Annotated in this window: 10 protein-coding genes and 1 pseudogene; 7 read left to right on the top strand and 4 right to left on the bottom strand. The window is 55.6% G+C overall.

Annotated elements, in window-relative coordinates:
• Position 1: 1 nt before the first annotated feature.
• Both QMG44_RS24275 and QMG44_RS06760 read right to left on the bottom strand, forming a co-directional pair.
• Positions 2-1837: pseudogene (locus QMG44_RS24275) on the bottom strand (Ig-like domain-containing protein); the annotation flags it as partial.
• A 195-nt stretch (positions 1838-2032) separates the two neighbouring features.
• Positions 2033-3370 carry a TolC family outer membrane protein gene (locus QMG44_RS06760; protein ID WP_063215356.1) on the bottom strand — a complete coding sequence of 446 codons (1338 nt, stop codon included), beginning with the start codon at positions 3368-3370 and terminating at the stop codon, positions 2033-2035.
• 736 nt (positions 3371-4106) lie between these two features.
• On the opposite strand from QMG44_RS06760, the gene QMG44_RS06755 reads away from it, so the two are divergent.
• Positions 4107-4850, top strand: coding sequence for a DeoR/GlpR family DNA-binding transcription regulator (locus tag QMG44_RS06755; RefSeq protein WP_020884208.1), 744 nt, complete (start codon positions 4107-4109; stop codon positions 4848-4850).
• A 13-nt stretch (positions 4851-4863) separates the two neighbouring features.
• Positions 4864-5931: an oxidoreductase gene (locus QMG44_RS06750; RefSeq protein ID WP_086532542.1), complete on the top strand. Its 1068-nt coding sequence runs from the start codon at positions 4864-4866 to the stop codon at positions 5929-5931.
• A gap of 48 nt (positions 5932-5979) precedes the next feature.
• Here QMG44_RS06750 and cybB read toward each other — a convergent pair whose 3' ends face one another.
• Positions 5980-6510 (bottom strand): cytochrome b561, encoded by a 531-nt coding sequence (cybB, locus tag QMG44_RS06745; protein ID WP_025204247.1) that lies wholly within the window; start codon positions 6508-6510, stop codon positions 5980-5982.
• Positions 6511-6699: 189 nt separating this feature from the next.
• On the opposite strand from cybB, the gene gap reads away from it, so the two are divergent.
• Positions 6700-7701, top strand: coding sequence for a type I glyceraldehyde-3-phosphate dehydrogenase (gene gap, locus QMG44_RS06740; protein ID WP_020884211.1), 1002 nt, complete (start codon positions 6700-6702; stop codon positions 7699-7701).
• A 48-nt stretch (positions 7702-7749) separates the two neighbouring features.
• Here gap and QMG44_RS06735 read toward each other — a convergent pair whose 3' ends face one another.
• A complete protein-coding gene (locus QMG44_RS06735; RefSeq protein ID WP_044866483.1) occupies positions 7750-8553 on the bottom strand; it encodes a YdcF family protein in 804 nt (267 codons plus the stop codon).
• Positions 8554-8755: 202 nt separating this feature from the next.
• Here QMG44_RS06735 and QMG44_RS06730 point away from each other — a divergent pair, with 202 nt between their 5' ends.
• From QMG44_RS06730 to QMG44_RS06715, 4 genes are all read left to right on the top strand, one after another.
• Positions 8756-10408, top strand: a complete 1653-nt coding sequence (locus tag QMG44_RS06730) for an MFS transporter (protein ID WP_014169975.1) — start codon at positions 8756-8758, stop codon at positions 10406-10408.
• Between the two features lie 31 nt (positions 10409-10439).
• Positions 10440-11522 carry an HlyD family secretion protein gene (locus QMG44_RS06725; protein ID WP_086532543.1) on the top strand — a complete coding sequence of 361 codons (1083 nt, stop codon included), beginning with the start codon at positions 10440-10442 and terminating at the stop codon, positions 11520-11522.
• Entirely contained in the window at positions 11519-12898 is a 1380-nt protein-coding gene (locus QMG44_RS06720) for an efflux transporter outer membrane subunit (protein ID WP_020884213.1), read from the top strand. The genes QMG44_RS06725 and QMG44_RS06720 overlap by 4 nt, the downstream gene beginning before the upstream one ends.
• An 88-nt stretch (positions 12899-12986) precedes the next feature.
• On the top strand, positions 12987-13646 hold the full coding sequence (locus tag QMG44_RS06715) for an O-methyltransferase (RefSeq protein ID WP_086532544.1): 660 nt from the start codon (positions 12987-12989) through the stop codon (positions 13644-13646).
• Positions 13647-13689: the final 43 nt, after the last annotated feature.

Genomic DNA, 13689 nt, shown 5'->3' with positions numbered 1-13689 from the left:
GCAGGACGTCGGAAACCGGTACCTGAACTGACCAGCTCCCGTTCTCGACAACGGTTTGATAATTGACGTTGTTCAGCGTCACGGTGATGGCGCTGCCGTCTGGCAGCGTGCTGGTGCCGGTCAGGCTCAGCGGCTGCATAGCCTCCTGAGCATTGAGAACGTTATCCTGGCTGATGGCATGAACGGTAAATTCCGGTGGGTTACCGCTCAGCGTAATGCCGTGTGTGGCGCTGCCGGTATTGCCCGCGGCATCGGTAACGGAAACCGTAATGTTGTGGTTGCCTTCTCCCAGCAAGCCCACCACGGACGCAGGCACCCCCACGCTCCAGCTGCCGTCCGCCTGCACCACACCGGTGAAGGTCTGACCGCCAACGGTTACGCTCACGACATCCCCTGCTGCGGCGCCGCTCGCCGTACCGGAAATAATCTGCGCCTGGCCCTGCTCGCTGGTATTGAGGATATTGTCGTCAGCAACGGTGTTAATCGTCACGACCGGGGCGGCGGTATCCACGGTGAAATCGACGGTCGTGGAAGATCCGTTCCCCGCTTTATCGCTGACGTTCACCGTTAGCGTATGGTCGCCATTCGCCAGCGATTGCACCTCGCTGGCGGGCAGCGTAACGGACCACGTGCCGTTGCTCCCCACCGTGGCGGTATGATTTTTCCCGTTGAGCGTTACCGTCACAATCTGGCCGGCTTCCGCATCGGTTTTAACGGTGAGCATCAGCGCCTGGTTGTGCTCAGCCGCGTTGATGATGTTGTCCTGCGCAATCGTATCAACAGAAAGCGCTGGCGCGTTGGTATCCACACCTATCGTCTGGCTGCCGCTCACGGTATTGCCCGCGGCGTCTTTACCGCTGACGTTCACCGTCCAGGTGCCGTCACCCAGCGCCTGTGCATCCGCGGCAGGCACGTTCACGCTCCATGCGCCGCCGGCCCCCACTTCCGCCGTGTAGGTTTTGCCGTTCAGCGTGACGGTAAGCCCGGTTCCCTGCGCCAGATTTTTGCTGGTGCCGGACAGCGTAAAGCCAGCGGAGTGTTCGCTGGCATTGATCACGTTGTCACCGGCCGTTGTCCCCAGCGTGATGCTGGCGTCAGCGGTAGAAATTGTGACGGTAATGCTGCCCGCCTGCGTCGTTTTGCTCCCGTCGATTTGCACGACAGACCAGGTATGTTCGCCGTCAGCCTGAGTCGGGAGTTTTACGGTCCAGGTACCCTCTTTCCCGACCATGGTGCTGGCAATGGTGCTTCCGCTGCTGTCTTTAACCTGAATGGTCGCGCCCGGCTGCCCGGTACCGCTAAAGGTTGGGGTGTTGTCGTCCGTGATCGCTTTTCCACTCAGCACACCCTGCTTATCACCCGCGTTGTCCGTCAGCAAAAAGGTCGGCGTCGCGCTTTCAACATCTTTGGTGTTGTCGATGACTTTAGTTTTGGTTTCGCCGTCACCCCCGTGCGCCAGCAGTGCGCCAATGGCACCGCCGCCCAACGCAGCGCCTGCAATCCATCCCCATGGCGCGTCATTGAGAACGCTCCCCTGCTCAAGGAAAGGCTCAATGCTGGCAACCGGCGTAGCCTGCGCGGTTAACTCGGTAACAGCAACGCCAGACGCTTCCCCGGCATCGGCAAAAGAAATATGCGTCAGTTCCTGCTGATCGTTGAAGACCAGTTCTGATTGATTATGGGTCTGTGGATCTTCAACAAAATAGTTATTGCAGCGAATAACGCTGCCGTCTTTCATATAAATAAGCAGGTCTTTACCCTGGCGAACATAACGCACAACATCCTGAGCAGAACCCTGAATTTCAATCACACTCGGCGAAGAAATAGAAACCGACAAATTACCCTCTCCGGTTAATTTCGTTTTCTCGGCCGTTTTGCGAATGATGACATCAACAATTTTTACGTTACTCATTTTCCTCTCCTTGCAGGTGTCCGGATTCCTGTGGATATGTCCACCAAATGGATGTAGCTATCCCTGGGAAAAAGCACCCATTATTTTCTTACTTATTTCGCACAAAAAGACGCGTGTTTTTTAACTCAAATCAGGTAATTTTGCGGCAGCGTTTTTCTCTATGCCGATCAGCGGCATCAAATTATCAACGGCAGATGCGTAATTAATCGCCGAACTCCAGCCATCATATTCAGCCATTATTTTGGCTGAGGTGGCTTGCCAGACATCCTGTTCAACGCTGAGCAAATCGTTAATGCTCCGCTTGCTCAGGGTATATTCATTTCTGTAAACATCCCGGGCGCGTAACGCGCTTTCCAGCTGCAGCTTCCCCGCCTGCATTCTCCCCTGCGCGCCGGTCCAGTCAGCCTGCGCAACAGAGGCTTTTTGCAGGACATCGAACCGCGCCTGGTCAACCTGAGACGATGCCATGGCCCTTGCCCCTTCGGCCTGGCGAACGCGGGCTGAAACGGCACCCCCCTGGTATAGCGGTGCGTCAATATTGAGCTGAATCTGGTCATCCCAGTAAGAACGGTTGTCGGACTCGTAGCGGGTGCGGCCTCCTTTCAGGCTTAACGTCGGCCAGTGCTGAGACTTTGCCGTTGCCACGCCATACTGAGCTGAACGCTCCATATTCTGTGCGGCCATGACCGTGGGAATGGCCGAGTAATCAATGCGATTAAGCGAATCTTGCTCAACGGCAAGCTTCGCCGGTACAGGTGAATAGCGCTCGGCCTCCATGCCAGTCAACACCGCAAGCCGTGCGCGGGCACTGTTTAACGCCGCGTTATACTGCTCGACCGTGGCCTGCATACCGGCAATGCGCGTGCGCGTCTGAAGCTCGTCAGAGGTTGAGCTGACGCCTGCGTCGGCGCGGAGTTTGGCCAGTTGTTCAACGTTTTTGAGCGCCTGAACGTTCTCTTTGGCGGCCTGTAACAGGTCGGAATAGCGTTTAACTTCTACGTAGCTGAGCGCCGTTTTTTCCGCCACCGCAGACAAGGTGCTCATCAACTGGTAACGATAGCTATCGCGCTGCGCCGTGGACTGGTCGATGCTGTTGTTGGTCTTGCCAAAATCGTATACCAGCTGCGTCAGACTCAATCCCCAGGCCGCAGAATTGCGCAGCGAGCCGCTGGAATCGGTGGTCTGGCTATGGCCGGTGCTACCGTTTAACGATATTTGTGGCATCCAGCCGCTGCGTGCTTCATCTATTTGTGCCTGACCTATTCCCAGTTGCGCGGCCTGCTGGCTAATCGACGGATCGCGATCGATGGCAAAAAGAATACTCTCTTTTAATGTTGTCGCGGCAATCGGAGCAATCCCCACCTGGCGGCTATTCGCAGAGGCCGTATTAAAGGCTAGCGAAATTAATGCCAGGGCGACTGGAAATCTCAGCAACATATTATTTCGCATGATAGTCATTTTTATCTCCCTGACTCTGAATGACGCCTAAATATATACCCCTAAAGGGGTATAAATAATTCGACAAATATCTTACCCGGGTCCGAATAAATATTGGACAAACGCTCCCCAACCCCATTTCCATTGGAGATGAGAGCCGACCATATTCTTATGACAATAAGAATTTACTTATTTCTTTAACTGGTTTGCAGCATAACAAAATGCGCTATAGGCAACTACACCCACAATGTTAATGTGGTGTTACAGATAAGAAAAAAGATGGGGTTTCTGGACAAAACCTTAAAAAGGGGCTTTCAAATGAAACAAATAAAGTCTTTGTTATTTAAGTAAAATTTTAGAATCGCCGGATGCACATTTTTGCGTTAATTTCAGCACGCGTCAGACACAAAGATTTTCAAAGAAATGTCAATTTAAGTAACCATAATGCCATATACAACATTAATATCTATTAATATAAAAATACACAGAATTTATTGCTATTTATTAATTTCATTAAAGCATTAATGGTTGTATATTGGTATCACAATGGTTATATCCGCCAGTGTGTTTAATAAAACACAACAGTAACATTGCTGTTAACATTTGGAATGAATCACTCACACCGTATTAATAACACTTTAATAATAACCAATGTGAACAATACCGGACATTGATACTTACTCGCGATTAACACCCTTCCCTCTGCGGTAAAATGCTGTAATATGCAACTTATTGCGACATTTTGCGGGATTCACCCATGCACAAAACGGCCAGACAAAAATATGTGCTTGATATCATTAGTGAGCACGGGCAGGCCAGCATTACGGAACTGGCGGACAAACTGCAGGTCTCAGCTGACACCATCCGCCGGGATCTGACCGATCTCGAGAAACAGGGGCTGGCGCAAAAGAACCACGGCGGGGCAATTGCCCTGAATCTGTCGGCCATGAATCGTCAGGGGCGCAATACACTGCTGCCCGAAACCAAACAACGTCTTGGTAAACAGGTGGCGCAGGCTGTTCCGCCAGGTTCGACGCTGTTTCTGGATGCGGGGAGCACGGTAATGGCTGTCGCCTCGTTCCTGAAGGGACCGCTGACAATCATCACCACCTCGCTGGATATCGCGTGGCACTTCAGCGACCGTGACGATATCGAACTGATCCTGCTCGGCGGAAAATGGGATCACAAGCAGCGATTGTTTGCCGGCAGCGCCACCCTCTCCCTGCTGTCACGCTACCGCGCGGATATCGCCATTCTGGGGGCCTGTGCTATCCATGCTGAACTCGGTCTGAGCGCCGGAAAAGAGGCCGATGCAGAGGTCAAACGGGCGATGCTCGCGGCCAGCCATGAGCGCTGGATTGTCGCCGACCATCTGAAACTAAACCGCTGTGAACCGTATCTGGTCAGCGGATTATCCAACATCCAGCACCTCTTTTTAGATCGTCCCTGGCCTGAGCTTGGGGACCCTGGCGCAATGCACATTACGGTTTGCGCGAAATAACGTGGAGAAGGTCATGAGTAAAGAGAAGACAATCAACATTGCGCTGATCGGGTATGGATTTGTAGGCAAGACCTTCCATGCCCCGCTGATCCAGTCCGTGGACGGCCTTAAGCTGGCGGTGGTTTCGTCTCGTGATGAAGAGAAGGTTAAACGCGATCTTCCTGATGTTCAGGTGGTGGCAACCCCGGAAGAGGCAATTCAGCATCCCGATGTCGATCTGGTGGTGATTGCCTCCCCTAACGCCACCCACGCGCCGCTGGCAACGCTTGCCCTGAATTCAGGCAAACATGTGGTCGTGGATAAACCGTTCACGCTCGACATGCAGGAAGCCCGCGACCTGATTGCCCTGGCGCAAGAGAAGCAACGGCTGCTCTCCGTCTTCCATAACCGCCGCTGGGACAGCGACTTCCTCGGCATTAAGCAGGTTATTGAGCAAGGAACCCTTGGCAAGGTCAAACACCTTGAGTCGCACATTGACCGTTTCCGCCCGGAAGTGCGCGTGCGCTGGAGAGAGCAAAACGTGCCCGGTAGTGGTCTGTGGTTTGATCTGGGGCCGCACCTGATTGACCAGACGCTGCAGCTCTTTGGACTGCCACTGTCGGTACAGGGCAATATCGCCACGCTGCGTGACGGCGCGGAAATTAACGACTGGGCACACGTGGTCTTAGATTATCCGCAACATAAAGTGATTTTGCACTGCAGCATGCTGGTGGCTGGCGGAACGGCACGTTTTACCGTTCACGGCGATAAAGGCAGCGTGGTGAAAGCCCGAATCGACCAACAGGAAGCGCAGCTGCTGGCGGGCGTGATCCCCGGCAGTGAGGCCTGGGGCGAGGACAGTGACAGCATGGTGTTCTTTGGTGCAAACGGTGAGCCGCAGACCGTTACCACGCCGAAAGGCGATCAGCGTCAGTACTACATCAACGTGCGTGATGCGCTACTCGGAAAAATCACCAATCCGGTTCATCCGGTCGAGGCGCTGGCGGTGATGGCGGTACTGGAAGCGGCCGTGAAATCCTCAGAGACGGGCACCACTCAGGCGCTGGAGTTAACCCCGGAAGAGCGCGCTCAACTGCAATAAAACGCAAAAAAAAGCCCTGCAGACTGCTGCAGGGCTCGCGGTTATGGATTACTGGCGTTTTTTTGGCATCATGCGCAGGAGGGTGTTGTCTTTCCAGAAATAGTGATGCATCAGCGCCGCCATCGCGTGCAGACCAATCACAACGTACCCCACGTTGGCCAGCGTCTCGTGCCACTCTTTCAGAACGTCGACCAGATCAAAATTCGATTCTGCCGCGTGCGGCATCACCAGACCAAAGGCTAACCAGTCAGTACCGCGGTTATACATCATGACAATACCAATCAGCGGCAACGCGATGAACAGCAGATACACCACCAGATGACCAAGATGGGACAGCCCGGTCACCATCGGTTTTGGCTTTGGTTCAATCGGCGGTGCGCGGAATTTAAGGCGAACCACTAAACGCGTCACCATCAACACCAGCACAGAGATGCCGCACGAAACGTGGATCATGTTGATTACCGGCCGGGCGGTGCGTGGGAAGAAGCCTTTGAACTCCATCGCGCAGTAGGCGACGATGATTAACAAAAACACCAGCCAGTGGATAGCAATTTGCAGGCTTGTATATTTAGTACGCATGAGATTTCCTGATAAATAACCGATATCGCGCCAACATAATCCCCTTTCCTTAAAAATTCATTAATTTTTCTGTATGGTTTTTCAAATACTTCCCCTCGCATGAAGCTTCTTCAATTGCCGCCCTGTCCGTGATGGTCTAAGCCTGGATGAGTTCAAACTGTCGCAAAGACGCGTTCACAGGAGTACACCATGAGTAAAATTGGCATTAACGGATTTGGACGCATAGGACGCCTTGTCCTGCGTCGCCTTCTTGAAACCCAGGACAGCAACACCGTCGTCGCCATCAACGATCTCACCTCTCCCAAAGTGCTGGCCTACCTGCTCAGGCATGATTCCAACTACGGTGGCTTCCCGTGGAGCGTAGATTTCACCGAAGACGCCCTGATTGTTGACGGAAAAACTATCGCCGTATACGCCGAAAAAGAGGCAAAACATATCCCGTGGAAAGCCGCGGGCGTCGATATCGTCGTGGAATGCACCGGCTTCTACACGTCGGCAGAAAAATCACAGGCACACCTTGAGGCCGGTGCCAAAAAAGTGCTGATCTCTGCCCCTGCCGGTGAGATGAAAACCATCGTGTATAACGTGAATGACGATACCATTGACGCCAGTGATACGATTATTTCCGTTGCTTCCTGTACCACCAACTGCCTCGCCCCACTGGCAAAAGCCCTGCACGATGCGTTTGAAATAAAAGTGGGCACCATGACAACCATTCACGCCTATACCGGCACGCAGGCGCTGGTGGATGGCCCGCGCGGGAAAGATCTTCGCGCCTCACGCGCCGCGGCGGAGAATATCATTCCGCACACCACCGGGGCGGCCAAAGCCATCGGTCTGGTGATTCCGGCCCTCAGCGGCAAGCTGAAAGGCCACGCCCAGCGCGTACCGGTGAAAACCGGTTCAGTGACCGAGCTGGTCTCGATTCTGGGTAAAAAGGTCACCGTTGAGGAGATCAACGCCGCGCTGAAAAAAGCGACGCAGGGGAATAAATCTTTTGGTTATACCGATGAAGAGATTGTTTCGTCTGATGTGATCGGCTCCCACTTTGGATCTGTCTTTGACGCCACACAGACCGAAGTTTCAGAGGCTGGCGATCTGCAACTGGTGAAAACCGTCGCCTGGTATGACAACGAATACGGTTTCGTCACCCAGCTGGTGCGCACGCTGGACAAATTCGCCTCGCTGTAATGCCTGTCCCCTCTCCGCGGAGAGGGGAAAACCGCAAACGGCCTCTGCTCAGAGAAGCGACCGGTGATTCAGGGCATCCGTAAGCACAGGATCCTGCTTTAACCGTGCCCACGCTGCAGTCACCTCGTCGGGGAATTCAACGTGTGCAATAAAATCACGCCCGGCCGGGCCATAGCCGTTCATGTCATCACAGAGTCGCGGAAGCTCGCCTAAAATGAGCGAGAGATAACGCTCTACCGGCCAGAGGCCAGCGCTCTCCCCGCTGAACACCAGCCCGTTTTCGCCATTTTTCAGCACCGGTGTATAGCCCGGGTGGCTGACCCACTGCGGCGAAGCAGACTCGTCACGGCACACGCGGGCAAAGGTTGCCATCGTGCGGCGTTGCATGGTCGGATCCTGCACGACCAGCACGCGCCCGGACGTCTGATGATGCTGTTTTAGCATGTTCCAGCTAAAACGCGCGTTTTCTCCGCAGTTGGTTGATTGATCGTCAACCCACACGTGCGCATCAGGGATCTGCCAGAACTGGCGGGCAATATCGGCCAGAATGCTTGCTTCCGCTCGCCCCGTTACCGGGACAGTGTGATAACGCGGATGCTGAGCGATGGCCGCATACAAAAACGCGGTCGAATGGCCAATCCCTCCGCTAATCAGTAACGGAACGTCGTGTTCAGCGGCAATACGGCAGGCAGCGTCGATGGTCGGCATCACCGCGTTTCCGGCCAGAATAACCCTGTCAACCGCCGCCACGTCGCGGGTATCGCCCAAATCATCCTGTGCCAGCCACTGGCCGACCGTGTTGATTGCCGCCAGGGTTGACTCCGGCAGAAGGGGAAAATGCGTCTGAACCATGGTGATGTCCTCAGTTGCTCTGGTTCAGATTAACGACTTCAGATCGACAAAACAACGGCCTTCCGGGCCGCTCTTTTTCCTTAACCTGTTCTTCAACATTTGATTAACCTGCGAAAATCATATTCACTTGAATTATCATTTGCGGCAAACGTAGAATCGTTAGCCCACTCATTATTCAATTTTTTCTAAGGTAAAAGACGTTATGCGCCTGCCCGAACGCGACCCTTATGCTCCTCGCGAGTGGCAGCCTCATGAGAAACCCGCCCTGTTGGGTTCGCCCTCCACGCCAGAACACAGCACGCCAAAACGGATTGCCTACGGGGTTGTCGGTCTGCTGGTGTGCCTGACGGGGGCGCTGGGTAATGCGGTGGTCACCGCCAATCTGCAAAATCTGCAGGGAACCTTCGGGGCCTGGTCGACAGAAATCGCCTGGCTCCCGGCGGTGTATGTGATGACCAACATCTCCATCAACCTGCTGCTGGTGAAATTCCGCCAGCAGTATGGTTTGCGCGCCTTCACGGAAGGTTTTCTGGTGCTGTATGTGCTGGTCACCTTTTTCCACCTGTTTGTAAACGATCTCAGCTCCGCGCTGATGGTGCGTGCCGCACACGGGATGGTGGCCGCCGCGCTCAGCTCCCTCGGTATTTACTACCAGATACAGGCCTGGCCCGCGAAACACCGTCTGAAGGCACTGACCATCGGGATTACCGGGTCATCGCTCGCCATCCCCCTCGCCCGCCTCTTTTCGACCGAGCTGCTGCAGCTTGACGAGTGGCGCGGGCTTTACTTCTTTGAGCTCGGGCTGGCGCTCATTTCATTGGCCTGCGTGATAGCGTTGAAATTGCCTCCTGGCGACCGGCGCAAGGTCTTCGAGAAAAAAGACTTCATCACCTTCTTTTTACTGGCCCCGGGGATGGCGCTGCTCTGCGCGGTACTTTCCTTAGGCCGTCTTTACTGGTGGTTTGAAGCGCCGTGGATCGGCTGGTCGCTGGCATTAGCGCTGGTATTAATCGTGTCTGCGATCGTGTTTGAACATAACCGTTCTAACCCGTTGCTGAATACCCGCTGGCTGTCGAGCGGCAGCATCGTGCGTCTCGGGCTCATTATGCTGCTGATCCGCATCGTGCTGGCGGAGCAAAACACCGGCGTTATCGGCTGGCTGCAGTATGTCGGCTTGCAGAATGAGCAGATGACCCACCTGGCGTGGTCTATTTTTGCCGGTATTGTCTGCGGGATTGTGACCAGCTGTTTGACCATCAAGCCCACAAAACTGGCGTGGCCGATCATTACCTCGCTGGCGCTTATGATTGTTGCCTCCCTGCTGGACAGCCAGTCGAACAACCTGACCCGCCCGGACCAGCTGATGCTCAGCCAGTTCCTGCTGGGCTTCGGCAGCGCCTTCTTCCTCGCGCCCGCCATGCTGGCCGCCATTGGCGGGGTAATCGCCGATCCGCGCAACCTGGTGAGCTTCTCGGTGATGTTTGGCATGAGCCAGAACCTCGGCGGCCTGCTCGGCTCTGCCATCCTGGGGACCTTCCAGACCTGGCGCGAGAAATACCACTCCAGCATGCTGGCCGATCAGCTCACAACCCTGAACCCGCTGGTGAATGACCGTATTCAGGCTTACACCGGGCTGTACCGGAGCCTGATTGGCGACAGCTCGCTGCTGGGCACCCAGGCCATCACCCAGCTGCAAACGGTTTCAACGCTTGAGGCAAATATTCTGGCTTATAACGATACTTATTTACTGACGGCGAGCATTGCCGCCGCCACCCTGGTCTGGATTTTATGGCGCTTGCTGCGCCTGCGCCTGACTGCCCGTATGGCCCTGAAGAAGGCAACAGGCAACAAGTAATGAATATGAAGATGATTTCTCTGGAGATGTTATGAGTCAGCAGGATGCCGCTAAAGAGCAGGCCAACACCCGTAAAAATGTCCGTATCGTTTCGGTTTTCACCGCGGCGGCAATCGGTATTGTCGGCGTACTGGTGATCCTCTACGCCTGGCAGCTACCCCCGTTCACCCGCCACTCGCAGTTTACTGATAATGCCTACGTGCGCGGACAGACGACCTTTATCAGCCCGCAGGTTAACGGCTATATCACTGAGGTGAAGGTGCAGGATTTCGACCGGGTCAAAAAGGGCGAGCTGCTGCTGCAGATTGATGACCGTATCTACCGCCAGCGGGTGCATCAGGCCGAAGCGCAGCTGGCGATGAAGATTGCCGCCCTGAACAACAACCTGCAACAGCGCAAAAGCGCCGAAGCGGTGATCGCCAAAAACGAAGCGGCTCTGAAAAATGCCCGCGCCCAGAGTCTGAAATCCCAGGCGGATTTGAAACGCGTAAAGGACCTGACGGCGGATGGTTCACTGTCTATCCGTGAGCGCGACGCCGCGCTGGCAAGCGCATCCCAGGGCAGCGCCGACATTGATCAGGCGAAAGCCACGCTGGAAATGTCGCGCCAGGATCTGCAAACGGTGATCGTCAATCGCGGCGCGCTGGAGGCGGATGTGGAAAACGCCAAAGCGGCGCTGGAGCTGGCGCAAATTGACCTGCAAAACACGCGCATTGTAGCGCCTCGCGACGGCCAGCTTGGTCAGATCGCCGTTCGTCTGGGAGCTTATGTTACCGCCGGAACCCACCTCACCACCCTCGTGCCGCCTCAGCACTGGGTGATCGCCAATATTAAAGAGACGCAGCTGGCGGAGCTTCGGGTGGGTCAGCCGGTGAAATTCACCGTCGATGCGTTAAATGATAAGGCCTATCAGGGCCGCGTGGAGAGTATCTCTCCGGCAACCGGCGTTGAGTTCAGCGCCATCACGCCGGATAACGCCACGGGTAACTTTGTCAAAATTGCCCAGCGTATTCCGGTGCGAATTGAAGTATTGGGTGACCAGGAAGCCTATCAGCTTCTGCGTCCGGGCATGTCGGTGCAGGTGACCATTGATACGCGAGAGGCGAAGCAATGACCCTTCGCCCGATAGCCGTTCTGATGATGATGACCGTGCTGGCCGGTTGCCAGTCGGTCGACGTGAAACCGGCGCAGCCGTCGCTGCACATCCCCACGCAATGGCGAGCAACAGCAGGCCCGGCAAGCCCAGCAGAACAGCTCTGGTGGCGTAATTTCCACGACAATAATCTGAACCGTTATGTGGACCTGGCGCTTAAAAACAACAGCGACGTGCTGATTGCCCGCGAACGGATTAACGAGTATCAGGCGCGGGTCTACGCGGCCGACGGCAGCCTGTTTCCGTCGCTGGATGCTGGCGTCACGGGCACCCGCGCGCGAACACAATCTGCGGCCACCGGTCTGCCGATCTACAGCAGCCTGTATAAAGGCAGCCTCACCGCCAGCTATGATGTCGATATCTGGGGCGTAAACCGCAGCACCGCGAATGCGGCTGAAGCCTCGCTGGACGCGCAGAAAGCCGCGGCGGCGGCAGCAGATCTTACCGTGGCATCCTCGGTCGCCTCCGGCTATATCACCCTGCTGTCCCTCGATGAACAGCTTCGCGTCACCCGCTCCACGCTGAAGTCCCGGGAAGAGGCATTCACTCTCGCTAAACGCCAGTTTGAAACGGGCTACAGTTCGCGCCTGGAGCTGATGCAGTCCGACTCCGAACTGCGCTCCACGCGGGCGCAGGTTCCCCTACTGCAGCATCAGATTGCACAGCAGGAGAACGCCCTGAGCCTGCTGCTGGGGAGCAACCCGGGCGAGGTCGCGCGCAGTGAAAGCTTCGCGGCCCTGACGCCCCTGACATTGCCCTCGCAACTGCCCTCCTCGCTGCTTAATCGCCGTCCGGATATTGTGCAGGCTGAAAAGCAACTGGTTGCGGCTGATGCCTCGCTGGCTGCCTCACGCGCCAGCCTGCTGCCGTCGATCAACCTGACCGCAACCGGATCGATACAGGATCGCACGCTCTCCGGCTTACTCGACAACCCGCTGCAGCTCTGGAGCGTCGGCGGCAGCATTCTTGCTCCGCTGCTCAACCGCCAGGCGCTGAACGCACAGGTGGATATTTCGCAGTCCCAGCGCAACCAGGCGCTTTACAGTTATGAAAAAACCGTCCGTAACGCCTTTGCCGAGGTCAATAACAGTCTTGATGCCATCACGCGCTATCAGGAACAACTGACGGAGCTGCTTGCCCAACAAGATGTGGCGCAAGAGACGCTGCGCATAGCGCAAAACCGCTATCGCAACGGCTATTCGTCGTACCTGGATGTGCTGGATGCCCAGCGCACGCTGTTCTCGGTACAAACCAGCGTCGTGCAGGTCAAAAATAACCTGCTGCTGGCGCAGGTTGATTTGTACAGAGCACTGGGCGGAGGCTGGAGCAACGCGTGACCTGATACCCCACAAGCCCTCTCCGGCATGGAGAGGGCGAAAACCGGATCGCAGCGCAACCCGGTGTTTGCCACTCAGGAGTCAATCTATGCAACAACAGTGGTCTGCAGTCGATAATTACATGATCTCTTCACTCATTCCCGAGGATGATATCCTCCAGCGGGTGCTGGAAAACAACCAGCGTGCCGGTTTACCCGAACATGATGTCGCGGCCAATCAGGGGCAGCTGCTGGCGCTTTTTGTCCGCATGACGCAGGCACGGCGGATCCTTGAAATCGGCACGCTGGGCGCCTACAGCACTATCTGGATGGCGCGTGCGCTGCCACCTGACGGGAAGTTGATCACCCTCGAAGCGGACCCCATCCATGCCCGCGTTGCACGGCAGAATATCCAGCTGGCGGGGCTCAGCGATCGGATTGAGCTCATTGAAGGCCCGGCGCTGCACTCTCTTGAACACGTCGGTGATATTCCGCCGTTCGACCTGATCTTTATCGATGCCGATAAGCCAAACAATCCGGGGTATCTGGAGTGGGCACTGTACTACTCACGCCCGGGAACGCTGATCGTCGGGGATAATGTGGTCCGGGATGGCGAAGTGATTAACGCGCAAAGCGACGATGCCCGCGTACAGGGCGTCAGACGATTTATTGAGATGATAGGGGATAACCCGCGCCTGACGGCGACCGCGCTACAAACGGTGGGCAGTAAAGGATGGGATGGCTTTACCCTGGCCGTGGTGAATCGCTAAACGCAGATGCCCTCTCTCACAGAGAGAGGGCGAACACCCGACG

Source organism: Enterobacter sp. 200527-13 (genome assembly GCF_027924865.1).
Lineage (GTDB): Bacteria > Pseudomonadota > Gammaproteobacteria > Enterobacterales > Enterobacteriaceae > Enterobacter > Enterobacter ludwigii.
This window is presented reverse-complemented; position numbering and strand designations above follow the sequence as displayed.

Bases quoted from the DNA above. Each gene is read 5' to 3' on its own strand.
- cybB (WP_025204247.1), bottom strand. From the start codon at position 6,510: ATGCGTACTAAATATACAAGCCTGCAAATTGCTATCCACTGGCTGGTG.
- QMG44_RS06760 (WP_063215356.1), bottom strand. From the start codon at position 3,370: ATGACTATCATGCGAAATAATATGTTGCTGAGATTTCCAGTCGCCCTG.
- QMG44_RS06735 (WP_044866483.1), bottom strand. From the start codon at position 8,553: ATGGTTCAGACGCATTTTCCCCTTCTGCCGGAGTCAACCCTGGCGGCA.
- QMG44_RS06755 (WP_020884208.1), top strand. From the start codon at position 4,107: ATGCACAAAACGGCCAGACAAAAATATGTGCTTGATATCATTAGTGAG.
- gap (WP_020884211.1), top strand. From the start codon at position 6,700: ATGAGTAAAATTGGCATTAACGGATTTGGACGCATAGGACGCCTTGTC.
- QMG44_RS06715 (WP_086532544.1), top strand. From the start codon at position 12,987: ATGCAACAACAGTGGTCTGCAGTCGATAATTACATGATCTCTTCACTC.
- QMG44_RS06750 (WP_086532542.1), top strand. From the start codon at position 4,864: ATGAGTAAAGAGAAGACAATCAACATTGCGCTGATCGGGTATGGATTT.
- QMG44_RS06725 (WP_086532543.1), top strand. From the start codon at position 10,440: ATGAGTCAGCAGGATGCCGCTAAAGAGCAGGCCAACACCCGTAAAAAT.
- QMG44_RS06720 (WP_020884213.1), top strand. From the start codon at position 11,519: ATGACCCTTCGCCCGATAGCCGTTCTGATGATGATGACCGTGCTGGCC.
- QMG44_RS06730 (WP_014169975.1), top strand. From the start codon at position 8,756: ATGCGCCTGCCCGAACGCGACCCTTATGCTCCTCGCGAGTGGCAGCCT.